Source organism: Ohessyouella blattaphilus (assembly GCF_024721265.1).
Lineage (GTDB): Bacteria > Bacillota > Clostridia > Lachnospirales > Lachnospiraceae > Aequitasia > Aequitasia blattaphilus_A.
Genome location: NZ_JAMXOC010000001.1, coordinates 1 through 17,911, shown reverse-complemented (window position 1 = coordinate 17,911; position 17,911 = coordinate 1). Strand labels below are relative to the sequence as shown.

12 protein-coding genes are annotated in these 17,911 nt (G+C 41.4%); 11 read left to right on the top strand and 1 reads right to left on the bottom strand.

The features are described from left to right. Positions 1-59: 59 nt before the first annotated feature. The 11 genes from NHH16_RS00060 (at position 60) to NHH16_RS00010 (ending at position 17,286) form a co-directional block, all read left to right on the top strand. On the top strand, positions 60-1,667 hold the full coding sequence (locus tag NHH16_RS00060) for an MBL fold metallo-hydrolase RNA specificity domain-containing protein (RefSeq protein ID WP_262067553.1): 1,608 nt from the start codon (positions 60-62) through the stop codon (positions 1,665-1,667). 69 nt (positions 1,668-1,736) lie between these two features. Next, complete coding sequence (locus NHH16_RS00055; RefSeq protein ID WP_262067552.1) at positions 1,737-2,387, top strand: HAD family hydrolase; 651 nt, start codon at positions 1,737-1,739, stop codon at positions 2,385-2,387. A gap of 18 nt (positions 2,388-2,405) precedes the next feature. After that, positions 2,406-2,669 carry a glyoxalase gene (locus NHH16_RS00050; protein WP_262067551.1) on the top strand — a complete coding sequence of 88 codons (264 nt, stop codon included), beginning with the start codon at positions 2,406-2,408 and terminating at the stop codon, positions 2,667-2,669. A 74-nt stretch (positions 2,670-2,743) separates the two neighbouring features. Beyond that, on the top strand, positions 2,744-3,331 hold the full coding sequence (gene pth, locus NHH16_RS00045; protein ID WP_262067550.1) for an aminoacyl-tRNA hydrolase: 588 nt from the start codon (positions 2,744-2,746) through the stop codon (positions 3,329-3,331). Next, complete coding sequence (gene mfd / locus NHH16_RS00040) at positions 3,332-6,670, top strand: transcription-repair coupling factor (protein ID WP_262067549.1); 3,339 nt, start codon at positions 3,332-3,334, stop codon at positions 6,668-6,670. It begins immediately after the preceding gene. A gap of 49 nt (positions 6,671-6,719) precedes the next feature. Further along, positions 6,720-7,751, top strand: a complete 1,032-nt coding sequence (locus NHH16_RS00035; protein ID WP_262067548.1) for a peptidylprolyl isomerase — start codon at positions 6,720-6,722, stop codon at positions 7,749-7,751. Positions 7,752-7,804: 53 nt separating this feature from the next. Further along, positions 7,805-10,072, top strand: a complete 2,268-nt coding sequence (locus tag NHH16_RS00030) for a glycosyltransferase (protein ID WP_262067547.1) — start codon at positions 7,805-7,807, stop codon at positions 10,070-10,072. A 27-nt stretch (positions 10,073-10,099) separates the two neighbouring features. Beyond that, positions 10,100-12,136, top strand: a complete 2,037-nt coding sequence (locus NHH16_RS00025) for a S8 family peptidase (protein ID WP_262067546.1) — start codon at positions 10,100-10,102, stop codon at positions 12,134-12,136. Between the two features lie 158 nt (positions 12,137-12,294). Then, complete coding sequence (locus tag NHH16_RS00020; protein ID WP_262067545.1) at positions 12,295-13,890, top strand: S-layer homology domain-containing protein; 1,596 nt, start codon at positions 12,295-12,297, stop codon at positions 13,888-13,890. Between the two features lie 170 nt (positions 13,891-14,060). Beyond that, on the top strand, positions 14,061-15,632 hold the full coding sequence (locus tag NHH16_RS00015; RefSeq protein WP_262067544.1) for a CAP and S-layer homology domain-containing protein: 1,572 nt from the start codon (positions 14,061-14,063) through the stop codon (positions 15,630-15,632). A 58-nt stretch (positions 15,633-15,690) separates the two neighbouring features. After that, on the top strand, positions 15,691-17,286 hold the full coding sequence (locus tag NHH16_RS00010; protein WP_262067543.1) for an S-layer homology domain-containing protein: 1,596 nt from the start codon (positions 15,691-15,693) through the stop codon (positions 17,284-17,286). A gap of 213 nt (positions 17,287-17,499) precedes the next feature. On the opposite strand, the gene NHH16_RS00005 is transcribed toward NHH16_RS00010, so the two are convergent. Continuing rightward, the coding region (locus NHH16_RS00005) for an IS66 family transposase (RefSeq protein ID WP_262067542.1) at positions 17,500-17,911 on the bottom strand (412 nt) is incomplete at its 5' end.

Genomic DNA, 17,911 nt, shown 5'->3' with positions numbered 1-17,911 from the left:
GCTGCCTTAATAGGCAGCTCATTTTCAACTAGGAGAGCAACTAAGAAAGGATATTGCATATGAAATTAACAGTTATAGGGGCAGCTCATGAGGTTACAGGAAGTTGTCACGTTTTGGAGGTGGCAGGCAAGCACATTATGGTGGATTGTGGAATGGAACAAGGTCCAAACCTATATGAGAACCAAGAACTGCCGGTGGATCCTAGTGAAATAGATGTAGTGTTACTTACTCACGCTCATATCGATCATTCGGGAAAGCTTCCGCTGTTAGTACAAAAAGGGTTCACAGGTCCCATTATCTGTACGTTTGCCACGGCTGATTTGTGCGATATTATGCTCCGAGATAGTGCTCATATTCAGGAGTTTGAGGCAGGGTGGCGCAACCGTAAGGCGAAACGAAGTGGTCGGGAGGAATATGAGCCCCTTTATACCATGGAGGATGCTGAAAAGGCGATTCGTCTTTTGCATCCGGTGGACTATAACCAAGAGGTTGCCGTATTAGAAGGAGTAAGTGCAAGGTTTACTGATGTTGGTCACCTTTTAGGATCGGCCGCCATTGAAGTCTTTGCAACCGAAGAAGGCCAGACGAGAAGTATCGTCTTTTCAGGCGATATCGGCAATGTAGAGCAGCCGATCTTAAAGGATCCTCATTATGTGGAAGAGGCGGATTACGTTGTCGTTGAATCCACTTATGGAGACCGAATTCACGGGGATACAAGGCCTGATTACGTGGCTGAGTTCACGCGGATGATGAGGGAGACGTTTTCAAAAGGTGGGAATGTAGTCGTTCCTTCTTTTGCGGTGGGACGTACCCAGGAGATGCTGTATTTTATCCGGGAGATAAAGGAGCATAACCTCTTGCCGGAGTTCCCGAATTTTAAGGTGTATGTGGATAGTCCCTTAGCGAATAATGCCACCAAGATCTTTAATAAGAATTATGCGTCTTGCTTTGATCAAGAGGCCCTCAGTCTAGTGGAGCAGGGGATTAATCCCTTACTATTTGATGGGCTTGTGGCCACGACCACCAGTGATGAGTCAAAACTGATTAATGTAAATAAAGAGTGTAAGGTAATTATCTCGGCTTCGGGAATGTGTGAAGCGGGACGCATTCGTCATCATCTCAAACACAATCTCTGGCGTCCGGAGTCGACGATTTGCTTTGTAGGCTATCAAGCTGTAGGAACCCTCGGCAGGCGCTTAATCGAAGGGGTAGATAGTGTGAAGCTCTTCGGTGAGGTGGTAGAGGTTAAGGCGCGAATAGAGACACTGAAGGGTGTTAGTGGACATGCTGATCAAAACGGATTGTTGGATTGGTTGGCTGGCTTTAAAAGAAAACCGAAAAAGGTAGTGGTGGTACACGGTGAAGACACGGTAACCGACACCTTTGCGGCTTTACTGGGAGAGGCGCTTGGTATTGAGGCTTTTGCGCCTTTTTCTGGGGGCACGTTAGATCTAATTACTGGCGAGGTAGTTACTTTAGGAGTGAGAAAGGTCTACGAGTCTGAAAAGGATGAGAAGAAGGTGCGTAACCAAAGCGCGTTTAACCGTGCGGTAGCTGCCGCTAAGCGCCTCTTAGAGGTAGTGAACCAGAATGAAGGGATAGCGAATAAGGACCTAGCCAAGCTACGAGATCAGATTGATAATCTGGCGGATAAATGGGAGCGTTAGCGTCTGGGTAAGATTGTCCTTGTTTTTTTGCGCCGTTCATAATATGATTAATTTAGTGGAGGATATGTCATGAAGGCGTGTATATTTGACTTAGATGGAACTTTAGCGGACACGATGGAGTCGCTGACTTATTCTGTGGGGCTAACCTTGGAGAAATTAGGGCTGAATCCTATCTCTGATGAGCAGTGTCGCTCGTTTGTAGGTGAAGGTGCAAAGGTGCTGATAGAACGAGCGGTCACAGCGGGCGGTGGCAGTGTTTCCCAGTATTTACCAGAGGCGTTAGGGATTTACAAAGAAATATTTGCTAGTCACTGTACGTATCGTGTGCGAGCCTACACAGGTATTACGGAGATGGCAAAAGAGCTGAAAAAGCGAGGTTACAAGTTAGGCGTGCTGTCTAACAAACCTCACGAGCAAGCCATGAAAGTAATGTGGACTTTATTTCCTGATGGATTGTTTGAGAGGGTCTATGGACAGCGGGACGAGGTGCCGAGAAAGCCGGATCCAGCGGGTGTTTGGCAGATTCTTGAGGAATTAGAGGTGGCTAGAGAGAATTGCTCCTATATCGGTGATTCTGATGTAGATCTACTTACAGGAACGAATGCAGATGTTGCAACGTTATTAGTAACTTGGGGCTTTCGAAGTGAGACGGAACTGATAGAGGCTGGCGGGAAACTACTCTTTCATAGTCCGGAAGAGTTACTTGAGTATTTAAAGTGATACAAGGGAGGCGGGAACATGTATGAATATAGTGAAGAGATTTTGGATGTCTTTTTAGAGAATCAAGAGCAGTTATTTGATGAGCCGGTGGCGAAAAACTATGCAGAAGCGGAAGCGTTTCTCGAGGATTGTATGGCTATTGTGGTTGATAGTATCGAAGAAGTAAGAGAGTATTTTGAAGAAGAAGGTATCGATACGGCCCAGATGAGTCTAGACGAGTTAGAGGAGGCTTCGGAAGTATTTCCGATTCCCGGTGGTCAGTATTTGATTGTGCAAGGATAAGTAGTTAAGATGCTTTTAAAAAAGGAAGTCCACCAGGACTTCCTTTTTACCTGAAAGATAGAGGAGAAGATAGAATGTATATTATTGCGGGTTTGGGAAATCCTACAAAAGAATACGTAGGCACCAGGCATAACGTTGGCTTTGCCGTAATTGACACATTAGCGGCTAAGTATAATATCGATGTGGAGCACCGCAGTAAGCGGGCTTTTATTGGTAAAGGGATGATTGCTGGCCAGAAGGTGATTCTGGCGAAACCGCAAACCTATATGAATTTAAGCGGAGAGAGTTTGATTGGTTTAGTAGACTACTACAAGATAGATCCGGCTAGTGAGCTGATTGTCGTCTATGATGATGTGAGTCTGCCGGTAGGTCAACTGCGAATCAGGAAAAAGGGCAGTGCTGGGGGGCATAATGGGATTAAAAGCATTATTTCTCACTTAAAGACAGAGGTTTTCCCGAGAATCAAGGTGGGAGTGGGAGAAAAACCCAAAAAGTATGATTTGGCAGATTATGTGCTGGGGCATTTTACAAAAGCGGAACAAGAGAAAATGACAGAAGGCTACGAAGAGGCCTGCGAGGCCATCGAAAAGATACTAAGTGGCGAGATTGAAGCTGCGATGAACAGATATAACCGCAAGGTTCACGAGAAAGCAGAGGAATAGATGAAAGCGATAGTTGCTCCTCTTAAAGAGTTAGACGCTTTTCAAGAGGCGAAATCATGTCTGGGTAAGGAGAAGGGGCTGTTTCAACTCTCAGGTCTTGTATCCTCCCAAAAGACCCATATGATGTACGCCCTTAGCGATGGTTTTAAATACAAAATCATCGCTTGTTCTAGTGAGCTGCGAGCAAAAGTTTGTTTTGATGAATATTCGGCCTTAGACGAGAGAACGTACTACTATCCCGCCAAAGATTTGCTGTTCTTTCAGGCGGATTTGCGAAGTAAGGATATCTTAAAGGCGCGTTCGGAAGTGCTAGAGGCGATTTATGGAGGAAGTGAGGTTACCATCGTTACCTCTATCGAAGCTCTAATGGACACCTTGGTGTCGAAAAGCTTTATCGAGAGTAGAATTATTCGGATTAAGGAAAACGATAGCTTAGATTTAGAAAAACTAACTAAGGATTTGGTGGCTGCTGGCTATGAACGAGTAGAGCAAATCGAAGGGTTAGGACAATTTGCTCTACGTGGTGGTATTATCGATATCTACCCGATTACGGCAGAGGAACCGGTAAGAATCGAACTGTGGGGTGATGAGATAGACTCGATGCGAACCTTTCAGGTGGAGACCCAACGTTCGCTAGAGAATATTGGTGAAGTTACGGTCTTTCCGGCCTCGGATTATTACGAAGAGCGACGTAATCAGAGTTTTCTAGATTATTTTGCGCCGGAAGAGACGGCCATTTTTTTGGATGAACCCTTGCGAATTGTGGAAAAGGGCGAGGGTTTAGAGCAAGAGTTTTTAGAAGCCCAGTCCCGGCGAGTCTTAGAAGGGGTCGATGTGGCCGAAAGCGAAAGCCTAATTTTTACTACTTCTCAGGTAATAAAGAAGCTAAATGGCTATCACTGCGTAGGCTTTTACACCTTGGATACGAAAAAACGAGGTTTTAAAGTGGTAGGCAGTGCCAGTGTCCACGGTCAAAATGTGAATCCTTATAATCGTAGCTTTGAGCTACTGACAAAGGATCTGAAAAGACTTAAGCGAGAGGGGTATCAGGTCTTGTTACTGTCGGCATCTAGAAGCCGAGCAAAACGGTTGGCCGAAGATTTGCGGGATTATAGCCTCCATAGCTTTTATAGTGAAGATTTAGGCCAGGAAATTGCCGCTGGCGAAATTATGACGAGTCGGGGCTACGTAGAGACAGGATATGAATATCCCATGCTTAAGTTTGTTGTGATTGCCGAAAGCGACATCTTTGGTAAGGTACGAAAAAAGAAGAAACGAAAGACCTATGAAGGGCGCAAGATTAGCAATTTCCAAGAGCTCCAGGTAGGCGATTATGTGGTTCATGAAAACCACGGTCTGGGGATATACCAAGGGATTGAAAAAATCCAGGTTGATAAGAATGCCAAAGACTTTATGAAAATCGCTTATGCAAAAGGCGGTAATCTATATATTCCGGCCACCCAGCTAGACTTAATTCAGAAATACGCTGGTGCCGATGCCAAGAAGCCAAAGCTTAATACCCTAGGAACGAAAGAGTGGGGTAACACCAAGAAAAAGGTTCGGGGAGCCGTACAAGAAATCGCCAAAGAACTGGTAGAGCTGTATGCAAAAAGGCAAGAAGAAAAGGGCTTTCGTTACGGCGAGGATACCGTTTGGCAACAGGAATTCGAGGAGCTTTTTCCCTTTGAAGAGACAGAAGATCAGCTTCACGCTATTGAGGATGTGAAGCGTGATATGGAAAGCGATAAGATTATGGACCGCTTAATTTGTGGCGATGTGGGTTACGGCAAGACGGAAATCGCCGTACGAGCGGCTTTTAAAGCGGTTCAAGAGAATAAGCAGGTGGTGTATCTAGTGCCGACTACGATTTTGGCTCAGCAACACTTTAAGACCTTTTCTCAGCGGATGAAGGATTATCCGGTGCGAGTGGATTTGCTTAGTCGCTTTCGCTCGGCGAAAGAGCAGAAGCAAACACTGACAGATTTGAAAAAAGGCTTGGTAGATATTGTTATCGGTACTCACAGGTTACTTAGTGCTGATGTAAAGTACAAGGATCTGGGTCTTTTGATTGTGGATGAAGAGCAACGCTTTGGCGTAAAGCATAAAGAGCGAATCAAAGAACTGAAGACCAATGTGGAGGTAATTACCCTGTCAGCGACACCGATTCCTAGAACTCTTCATATGTCCTTGATTGGTATTCGGGACATGAGTGTCTTAGAAGAAGCGCCAAATGAACGAATGCCAATCCAGACTTATGTGATGGAGCATCATAATGAAATGGTACGGGAAGCCATCGAGCGGGAAGTGGCTAGAGGTGGTCAGGTCTATTATGTATACAATAAGGTAGAGGATATCGATCAAGTGACCGGCAAGCTACAAAAGCTAATTCCAGATGTAACGGTGGCCTATGCTCACGGGCAGATGCGGGAGAATAAATTAGAAAGCATTATGCTGGACTTTATCAATGGTGAAATAGACGTCTTAGTGTCTACCACTATTATCGAAACGGGGCTAGATATTCCTAATGTCAACACCATGATTATTCACGATGCCGACAAATTTGGGCTTTCTCAGTTGTATCAGCTGCGTGGTCGGGTGGGGCGTTCTAACCGAATGGCGTACGCCTTCCTTCTGTATCGTCGCAATAAGCTTTTAAAGGAAGTAGCGGAAAAGCGCCTCTCGGCTATTAGAGAATTTACCGACTTAGGTAGTGGTTTTAAAATCGCTATGCGAGATCTGGAGATTCGCGGTGCCGGAAACTTACTAGGGGCCTCACAGCACGGCCACATGGAAGCAGTAGGGTATGATCTCTACTGTAAGATGCTTAATGAAGCGGTTCGCCACTTGAAGGGGGAAAGCAGTGCCCCCGACTTCACCACAACGGTGGATATTAGCGTGGATGCATTTATCCCAGATACGTATATAAAGAGTGGCAACCAGAAGCTAGATATGTATAAGCGTATAGCTACCATCGAGAACGAGAAGGACAAGGACGATATTACCGATGAACTGATCGATCGCTTTGGTGATTTGCCGAAGAAGGTGGAAGTGCTGATTGCAGTAGCGATGCTAAAAGCCAGAGCTCATGAGGCATATATTACTAGCATTGAGCAAAAGCAAGATGAACTTAAGTTCACTATGAAAAGCGATGCGCCGGTGGATATAAATAGGATTGCGGATTTTGTGAAAAATTATCACGGAAAGGTTATCTTTAGGGCGGATTCACCACCGGCTTTTTACTACCAGAGCAAAGGCGGAAACCGGCAGGATAAAAAGCCAGATCCACTGATAGTTGCCGAGGAGATGGTGACAGGAATAAAAGGATTGCTTGAAGGGTGAAAAAAGGCTATAATATTATGAGTTATGATGACCAGGAGGGTAAATAATTATGAAGAGAACAATTTCCGGAATATTAGCACTTTTAATGACTACAACGCTGCTTACAGGCTGTGGGAGCCTGAAGGACGATGATACGATTGTGACGGTAGATTCCCATACGGTTACAGCTGGAGTGGCTAATTTCTACACTCGCTTTAACCAAGCGGAATACGAAACCTACTATAGCGCTTACCTAGGAGAGGATTTCTGGGGCAATGAAGCGGCCGAAGGCAAGACCTACGAAGAATCAGTGAAAGAGACGGCTCTTGAGCAGTTAGAAGAGATGGCGATTCTTCAAGATCACATGAAAGATTATAAAGTAGAGGTTACAGAAGAAGAGGAAGCAGCGATTACAAAGACAGCGAAAGCTTTCGTAGAGAACAATGATAAGAAAACCATCGAGACAGTCTCAGGAACGAAAGAAAACGTAGAGGAAGTCTTAAAGCTGATGACGATTCAGAAGAAGATGAAGGATGCCATCGGCGCAGAAGTTAGTACCGAAGTCTCAGATGAGGAAGCAGCCCAGAAGCAAATGGACTATGTCTCTTTTCTCTATAAAGAGCAAGATGAAAGCGGCACTCAGGTAGATGTAACTGACGAAGCAAAGAAAGCAGAAATCAAGAAAAGTGCAGAGGATTTTGCCAATGGTGTAGCAAGTGCTCCTGACTTTAAGGCGTATGCTACAGAACAGGGACAAGAGCCGGTGTCTACAACGTTTGATAAGGATAGCACCTCCCTTACAGCCCAGTTCTTAGAAGCGGTGGATCAGTTAGCAGAAGGAGCGACCTCTGGTGTAATTGAGACTGATAATGGCTGCTATGTAGCGAAGGTGAATACCTACTTGGACCGAGAAGCCACAGATGCCAAGAAAGAGCAGATTGTGACCGAGCGTCAGAACGATCATTATACCGAAACGGTAGAGAAATGGCTTAAAGAAGCAGATGTGAAAGTAAATAAAGGCAACTGGAAAAAAGTTAGCCTTGATAAAGTAAGTGTAAAGATGTATCAGGAACCGGTGGAAGATACTGGGGCGACTGAATAGTAAAAAAGAGTGCGTAATATTGTGTGAAGATTTCTAATGATGGGGGACGCGACGTGAAAGAGGAAGCATTAGTGAGCATTGTAATGGTTAATTACAATAAGGAAAGATATTTACGCCAAGCAATTGCAAGTGTTGTATCTCAGACATATCATAACTGGGAATTGATTGTTGTAGACGATGGCTCTACAGATAGTTCAAGGGACATTATAAAGAGTTTTAAAGACAATCGGATTAAACCTATTTTTTTGAAGAAAAATAGTCATATTTGTGTGGCGACAAATACAGGACTTAAAGCAGCAAAGGGAAAATATATAGCGCGTCTGGATAGCGATGATGTATGGAAAATGGATAAGTTATCTAAACAGCTTAATGTATTAGAAAGCCACGTGGATGCCAAGGTGTGTTTTACAAAACTTGAAATAATTGACGAAAACAGTGATATACGTTGTGATTGTCAAGAGTTATTAGAGTTATATAATAGTAGACAAGAAAATGGGGAGGCTTGGTTACGTTTTTTCTTTTTCTTTGGGAATAGCTTGATTCAAAGCTCAATGGTATATGAACGAGCGTTGCATGAAGTGGTTGGATATTTCAACCTGACCTATATTCAAGCTCATGACATGGACTTCTTTGTGCGTTTGGCAAAGCAAACAGAGTTCTATTTCGTTGAGGAAGCACTTACATTATACAGAAGGACGGAAGAGCAAAACAGTAGTGTTTCAGAACGTAATTCGATTAGATTTATGAACGAACACATGAATATTCGCAAACATTTTTTTGATGATATTGATAGTCAGCGCTTTGTTTCGGCATTTGGTGGTTTGTTTATTAATCCGAGTTCTGAACTAGAAAACGAGTTAGAGTGTGAAAAAGCGTTACTTTTGAGGAGAGCAATTGAATGTACAGAAGTAAATCCCGTATTGGGGATGGATGCTCTAGAGCGCCTATATCAGTGTGATGAGAATGTAGAGGTGTTGAGCAATCAATATAGTTATTCGCTATTCGATTACTATGCGGATAATGCTAAGAAGCAATACTATTCTATAGAGACAATAAAGGAAATTGAACGATACAAAGAGGAAAAAAGCTCATTAATGGCTCATAAAGATAGCTTGCAGGATATGGTGACGGAACAACAAAAGGTAATTGTTAGTATGAAGAGATCAACAAGTTGGCGCGTTACAAAACCTCTAAGAGCGATAAAAGATTTATCGAATAAAAGAAATGGAGCTTTATCGAGGAAGAAGAAAGTCCTTATACATGCATATTTATTTTCAAATTTAGGCGATGATTTATTTGTTAGAGAACTATGTGATCGATATAGAAATACAGAGTTTTTGGTGCTTGCTCCCAAGTATTATCGAGAAACTTTTAGCAATTTAAATAATTGTAAAGTGATTTCAACAGATAGTTTTGGCACCAAAAGAAAAAATAAAAAGGGAATAAAAGAGGGAGAGTTTGATGCTGCTAAAATGGAATTAGCTAGAAGGAGCGATCTTACGGTTCATATTGGAGGGTCTGTATTCGTTCAACATGGGACAGAATGGAAAGCTTTTTTTGAATATGATAGGAACTTAATTCTTAATAGTAAAAAATTATATCAAATAAGCGGAAATTTTGGTCCGTATACAGATGACAGCTATTTAGCAAGCTATAATGAGCTGTTTAAAGAATATGGTGGTATTTCTTTTAGAGATAGATATTCATATGAGCTATTTCAGACACTCGGGAATGTTACTTGTGGTCCAGATGTTTTGTTTGGTATGACCGCTCCAATTAACGAAAAGAAAAAAAACGTCACTATTTCGGTTATTAATTTGGAACATCGAGAGGAATTATGTGATTTTGAGAGGGAGTATATTAATTTTATCGTAAGGATAATCGCATACTTTAATGAAAAAAAGTACTCAATCTCTTTAGTTTCTTTCTGTAGTTTTGAACAAGATACAGTAATGCTTAATAAAATATGGGCATGCTTAAATGAAGAATTACGTCAGTCGACAAAGTGTCATGCATATGAAAAAAACATAGAAGAGATATTGAGTTTGTTTGCGGATTCGGAATATGTAGTGGGTACACGTTTTCATTCGATAGTGTTGGGACTGATTTATGGATGCAAGGTGATTCCGCTGAGTTATAGTAATAAAACAAGTAATATGCTATTTGATTTGGGGTTTGACCAATATTATGTGGTGTCTGAATTGAACCACGAATTATGTATTAGTGAAATAGTAGATAAGGCGATTTCTTTAGAACGAAAGGATGAAATAAAACAAGAGGTTGAAAGGATGTATCAATTTCTGGATGCAGAATTATTGTAAGTATATAAACGTATGAGAATGAAGCATATGAGTAAAAGAATATTTTTCACAGTAATAAGCATTATTGTATTTTTTTTGATTGTGTTTAAGACTGTGAGCGCGCAGGACACGTCCTGTGAGTTAAGCGAACTGATTGTAGTTTATGAGCATCAAACAGGAATAAGAGCGCGTTCATTGTCAGAACCTACAATCGTAGGAGACACAGTTAAGGAACGGTTTTTGACTGAAATAGGTATGGCGGCTGTGATTGAAACGGAAGTCTCTGTTGAAGAAAGGGCCGGGCAATATGGTGATTTGCCAAGTGTTAAATATGTTCAGCCAAATTTTCGTTATTCGTTGATGGAAACTCCCAATGATCCAGGCGTCTCGCAACAGTGGTATTTATGCAGCGATGCTAGGATAAGTGAAGCGTGGGGATTGGTGCGAGCAAAACACAAGGTTAAAGTTGCAGTTATTGATACTGGAGTCGATAAGGAACATGATGATTTAGTAAATATAGTTGATCATGAAAAATCGTATGACGTTGTTAATGAAACTTCTGAACTTACAGACCTGAATGGCCATGGTACCCATGTAGCAGGGATTATTGCAGCGGAATCGGGAAATGGAAAGGATATCGCAGGTGTTTCTTATAACACGGAGCTTATTTGTTACAATGTGTTTGAAAAGAATAATGGCAAATACAGCGCTTCGACGGCAAATATCATCAAAGCTTATGAGCTTGCAGTAAGTAGTGGGGCGCGTGTCATTAATATGAGTTTGGGAGGTTATATTAGTGATACAGAAAAAAGCGATTTTCTCTTGGAGGAAGCGATAAACAGAGCGGCTGCTAGCAATGTTATAACAGTATGTGCAGGTGGTAACGGGCTTGAGGGGATTGCACAGACAAGCCGAATATATCCAGCAGACTTTGGAGCCAGTATTTCAGTTATAAACACAGACCAAAATAATAGGCGAGCAAGCTATGCCGATTACAATGCTTATAAAGATATTTCTGCACCGGGAGTTAATATCTATAGTATTCAAAGAGGTGGTGGATGTATATACAAAAGCGGAACATCTATGGCGGCACCAATAGTAAGTGGTGCAGTTGCATTGATGCTAGGTGTGAATCCGAATTTAACGACGAATCAAGTGAAAACGATTTTGTTTGGTACTGCTAAAGATTTGGGGAGCGTTGGCTGGGATTGGCAATATGGTCATGGGTTAATAGATTTAGAGGCGGCGATAAACTTTGCCTTAAATGATAAGCAAATTGAAAGTTTATATATACCCATACAGGATATTTCTCTTGAACAAACGGAGATTTCAATCGGTTCGTCAGCGACCTTACAAGCGATAGTTTCTCCTAAATTTACGACAGAAGATAAGCGCATTCATTGGACTAGTAGTAATCCGGAAACAGCTACGGTCGATGCGAGTGGATGCGTAATTGGGCATAGGGATGGGAAAACAGTAATCACGGCAACTTTAACGAATGGTCTAAAAGCAGAGTGTGATGTAACGATAGACCTACCGTTATCTTTTGTTGATGTAAAAGAAGACGACTGGTTCTACTCACCTGTAAAATATATGTATCAACGAGGTGTTATGACCGGGCTGAACTCGCTGGTATTTGGGGTTAATGAGAATCTCGCAAGAGCTCAGTTTGCTGCGTTACTTTATAAGCTAGAGGGTAGTCCGGCGGTTGCATACGAAAGTCGTTTTAGTGATGTGGCTGATGGGCAGTGGTATACCAAGCCGATTTTGTGGGCCGCTCAGAATGGTATTGTTAATGGTTATCAAGATGGTCGGTTTGGTGTTGGTGACAGTATCAATAGAGAGCAGATTGCAACGATGCTATATAGCTATTCTAAGTTTAAAGGGTATGATTTGAGTCAAAGCGGAGATTTATCAGGATTTCCGGATAATAGCAGCGTCTCAGCATATGCGATGAAACCACTTCAATGGGCAGTGGGTGTGGGCTTTGTTTCAGGCACAAATGGTAACTTAGACCCGCAAGGCAGTGCAGTAAGAGCGCAATGTGCAACAATTATGATGCGTTATTTGAATGTGTACGAATAAGAAGTGAAAGAAAAGAATTTTATGTCAAGTGTTGGGGCGGATGATTTTATAAATCATTCACCCCAACATTTAGTATAGAATCTTAAATGCATATTGTGTTCAAAGTGTGAACATGATAAAATTGTAACAACATAAATTCAACGCACAAGGAGGAAGAAATGAGAGAAAAAAAAGAGAACAAATGTAAAGGTCTGTGGTTAGTGATTGCAGCATTTTTTATAGCGGTGCTGATGACGCAGGGGGTAGTGATAGCTGCTGATTCTGAGGACAGCGGTGATTATCAAGACCAAAATCTTGAGAGGGTTCACAAAGATGATGAATTTAGTCAGCAGGAGTTAGTTGAGGATGCAGATTATAATCAGATGAGTTCAGATAATGTTGAACTTTTAATAAATGAAGATGGAGGAAATGTATACAAGGAAGTTTATTCTTCAAAGAACGGACATAATCCTGCTTATGCTTCTTTTTTTAACTATAACCCAAGCACAAAAATATTGACGGTAAACGGGTACCAGGGGAATGGAGATTTATTTATAAGGGATGCAAATGATGAAAGTCCTATGAAAGTGGTGTTTAAAGGGAAGAATTATTTTGAACAGATTACAATGCTCAATCGTGGTGTTGGACAATTAAATTATATTTTCAGTGGAGACGATGAAGTAAACTGCGGTATGATTTTTCTGGGAGGTCATTCCAATTTAACTATTGAATCAGGCATATACAATATTGTTCAGCAGCGCGAGTATGATTTATATCAAGGGATTCATGTGACTGATGAGGAGGAATACCATCCGTTGATAAAAATATTGGGTGGAACTGTAAATATTACAAGCAAAGACTTTGATGCAAGAATAAGAATGGGAATAAATGTGCAGTATGGGAATCTGGAGATTCGCAATGCGAATGTTAACATTGATTTAGGAAGTGCAGGCTGGGCTTATGGACTTTATTCTGCAGGTGGATTGTATGGAGGGGGATTGATTATTGAGAATTCAAATGTAAGAATTAAGACAGTAGGTACTAATTATTCGTGTTCTATTTGGACCTATAATCCTGAATTTATAGGTGACATGTCTTTTTATGTTGGACCGAGAGTTGCTAATAAAAAGATTGATGCCAGTAAAGTCTTCGAAAAATATGAGAGTATGAATAATCTTCAGGTTTGTGGGGAGAATTTAATAATCTCCACAACTCCTATTGATGTAGATATTGCTTTTGATGATGTGAAGGTAGGAGATTGGTATTATGAACCGGTAAAGAGCATGTTCCAAAAAGGAATTATGACGGGAATCGATGACTATACTTTTGGCTCAACGCAAAATCTAGCACGTGCTCAGTTTGCAGCTCTGCTTTACAAACTAGAAGGTAGTCCTAGCGTGGAGTATGATAACCGCTTTAGTGACGTTGCTGATGGTCAGTGGTACACTAAGCCGATTTTGTGGGCCGCTCAGAATGGTATTGTTAATGGTTATCAAGATGGTCGATTTGGTGTTGGAGACAGTATCAATAGAGAGCAGATTGCTACGATGCTATATAGCTATTCTAAGTTTAAGGGGTATGATTTGAGTCAAAGCGGAAATTTATCAGGATTTCCGGATAATAGTAACGTTTCTGCATATGCGAAAAAGTCACTTCAATGGGCGGTAGGTGTTGGCTTTATTTCGGGAACGAATGGTAAGTTAGATCCACAAGGCAGTGCAGTAAGAGCGCAATGTGCAACAATCATGATGCGTTATTTGAAAGCGTATGAGTAAAAAAGTGAATAGTACCAAATAGAAGCCTTGTATATGAGGAGAATGAGATAAACACATTTGGAAAAACACATTGTGAGGGAAGCATAGGAGTATTCTGAAGGAGTTTTAATATACTTAAAAGTGAAAGGGAAACAGTTATGAGAAGAGGGTATATACGAAAGAAGAAATTAATGTCTATAGTCTTAGTCTTTATTTTAAGTCTTTCTCTATGTCAGGTATCAATGGCAACGGAGGCAACCGTTGAAGTTGAGGTGTTTGGAGCGGAGCACTATGATATGGCATGGGAAATATTAGATATTGTAAACCAAGAGCGAAGTGCCTTAGGAGCTGCACCTTTGACCATGGATGAGAGTTTGATGGACTATGCCATGCTCCGTTCAGCGGAGTGTGCGGTATATTATAGCCACACGCGACCAGATGGTACCCTAAGTTTAGAAGGTTGCAAAGCTGAAAATATTGCTGCGAAATTTTATTCGGCTGAAGAGGTGATGAAAGCATGGATGGCATCGACAGGACATAGAGGAAATATTATAAACACGGAGAACAAAAGTATTGGTATTGGTGTGTATGAGGTGGCAGGACAAGGGTTTTACTACACACAAATATTTGCAGAATCTGCAGCAGGCGCAGAGCCAATCAGAAGTAATGGCATGGTTGATAAGCCTCATACAATACCAGTAGATTTAGCGATAGCAAAGTTGGCTCTATCATCATATCAGCCAGATACGTCATATAATTTGCACATTGGCGAAACAATGAACCTAGATCTCCCACCCGTTTATGTTGAGACAGGTGAATGGAGTGCAAGTGTTTGGATTGATCAACGTGACTTAACATGTAAAATGGCGGATTCGACGATAGCAACAATGACAAGCGTTAATACTGAGCTTAGATTGAAGGTATCGCTTACTGCAAAAAAAGTTGGGAGTACAACTTTAAATGTGTATATACCTGGTGCGGAAGCGAATGCACTTACGATTCCAGTTCATGTCTCTGCTCATAATTATGTTTCGAAAATCGTGCCACCATGTACTACAAAGGGATATACGGAATATACCTGTAGTATCTGTGACCATACATATCGAAGCAATGAGACAGAAATGACAGGTCATGCGTATGTTTTAGAGCATACAGGAGAAGGTTACAAGAAATATGTTTGCTCTCAGTGTGGTGAAGAGAATATAAAATATTCGCAAAACTTTGCGGATGTTTCAAAAGAAAACTGGTTTTATTCGCCAGTAATGTTTGTAAGCGAACGTGGCATCATGACAGGTCTGAATCAGACGCTTTTCGGAGCTAATGAAAACTTAGCGCGCGCTCAATTTGCAGCTCTGCTTTACAAACTAGAAGGAAGCCCGGCGGTTGCATACGAAAGTCGTTTTAGTGACGTTGCTGATGGGCAGTGGTATACCAAGCCGATTTTGTGGGCAGCTCAGAATGGTATTGTTAATGGTTATCAAGATGGTCGGTTTGGTGTTGGTGATAGTATCAATAGAGAGCAGATTGCTACGATGCTGTATAGTTATTCGAAGTTTAAAGGGTATGATTTGAGTCAAAGCGGTGACTTATCAGGATTTCCAGATAATAGTAGCGTTTCAGCATATGCGAAGAATCCACTTCAATGGGCGGTGGGTGTTGGTTTTATCTCGGGAACGAATGGCAAGTTGGACCCGCAAGGCAGCGCAGTAAGAGCGCAATGTGCGGCAATTATGATGCGCTATTTGAATGCATATTGTGTTTAAAGTGTGAACATGATAAAATTGTAACAACATAAATTCAACGCAAAAGAAGGAGGAAGAAATGAGAGCCAAAAAGGAGAACAAATGTAAAGGGCTGTGGTTAGTAATCGCTGTTTTTTGTTTAGCGCTACTGATGACACAGGTCGTAGTTAAAGCGGCTGATGCTGATGACAGAGGTGATTATCAAGACCAAAGTCTTGAGAGGATTCACGAAGATGATGAATTTATTCAACAACAGATGGTAGAGAATGCAGAATATAATCAGATGAGTTCGGATGATGCTTATATCGTAATAAGAAAGTTTCGTGGGGATGGATATGCAGAGATATATAGTCAAGAAGAAGGAAATAATCCTGACTATGCCGGTGTCTTTAACTATGATGTGAGCACAGGAATACTAACAGTAAATAGTTATCAGGGAGGGTGGCAGCTTGAACTTGCACATCACAATGAAAATCCTCTGAAGGTAGTGTTCAAAGGGAAGAATTACTTTGATGAGATTGAGCTTGGAAGCGGGGATTATATTTTCGGTGGAGACGGTGAAGTAAATTGTAGTTCGATTTTTGTAAATGGTCCTCAAAATTTTACTGTTGAATCAGGTCTGTATAATATCGTTCAAAATTTTGGGTGGGGTTCCTATTATGGCATTAATATGTGGTCTTCAAAAGAGAACCATCCATGGATAAAAATATTAGGTGGAACAGTAAATATTACTAGTAAAGGCTTTGCTTCAAGCACAAGAGTAGGAATAGATGCGCAGGAAGGGAATCTTGAGATTCGCAATGCGAATGTTAATATTGACCTAGGAAGTGCGCAAAGAGTGTTTGGACTTGCCTCTGGACTTACATATGCAGAAGGCGAATTTTACGGCGGCGGGTTGATTATTGAAAACTCAAATATAAACATTAAGACAGCGGGTACTGTGTATTCGTATTCTATTTACGCCTACACACCTCAATTGATAGGTGAGATGTCTTATTATGTTGGGCCGCGAGTTGCTAATAAAAAAATAGATGTTAGTAAAGTCTTTACAACACAGGAAAGTATGAACAATCGTCAGGTTTGCTACGATGACAATTTGATAATCTCCACAACTCCTATTGACGTAGATATTGCTTTTGATGATGTAAAAGTAGGAGATTGGTATTATGCACCGGTAAAGAGCATGTTCCAAAAAGGAATTATGACGGGAATCGATGACTACACTTTTGGCTCAACGCAAAATCTAGCACGTGCCCAGTTTGCGGCGTTACTTTACAAACTAGAAGGTAGCCCGGCGGTTGCATACGAAAGTCGTTTTAGTGACGTTGCTGATGGTCAGTGGTATACTAAGCCGATTTTATGGGCAGCTCAGAATGGTATTGTTAATGGTTATCAAGATGGTCGGTTTGGTGTTGGTGATAGTATCAATAGAGAGCAAATTGCTACGATGCTATATAGCTATTCTAAGTTTAAAGGATATGATTTGAGTCAAAGCGGAGATCTATCAGGATTTCCAGATAATAGTAACGTTTCTGCATATGCGAAAAAGTCACTTCAATGGGCAGTGGGTGTTGGTTTTATCTCGGGAACGAATGGCAAGTTGGACCCACAAGGTAGCGCTGTAAGAGCTCAATGTGCAACAATCATGATGCGTTATTTAAAAGCGTACGAATAAGAAATAAAGGAAAGGGAGCAGTTGGAGTTATTTCCGAAGCTCCTTTTCGGGTTAAAGTTAAAACACTAAAGGAGAAGTTGGGTATGCAGAGAGTTAAACGAATTTGTATTAGTGCGTTGATTGGCATGGCGTTTCTAGTTTTATTTAATCGTAAATGCTCCATAGTCGGTACCTTGACAGAAACACGCCGTCTTTAAGACGGCGCTGTTAAAATTATTTCCGACAATTAGCCGGTAGCTTGTCTGACCAAGGTAAGAGATATTCTAAAAAGCCACGGCCAGTATCCTCTAGGTGTTTTGGTATCTCCGTTAGGAGATGCTCATAATACTCATACGGTTTCAGATTATTTGCCTTTGCTGTCTCGGCAATGCTATAAATAATCGCACTTGCTTTGGCGCCACTAATGGTATCTATCACCATCCAGTTACGCCTACCAATACAGAAGCTACGTATAGTCTGTTCAGCAGCATTGTTATCCATCGGCACTTCTCCATCTTCAAGAAAGCGTTTGAGATACTTTTCTTGATTTATAGAGTAGGTAAGCCCGCTATGTGTTTTGGATTTCTTTAATACTTTATCGACGTTCTGCTTGACCCACTTGAAATAAGCCTCGACCAATGGCTTT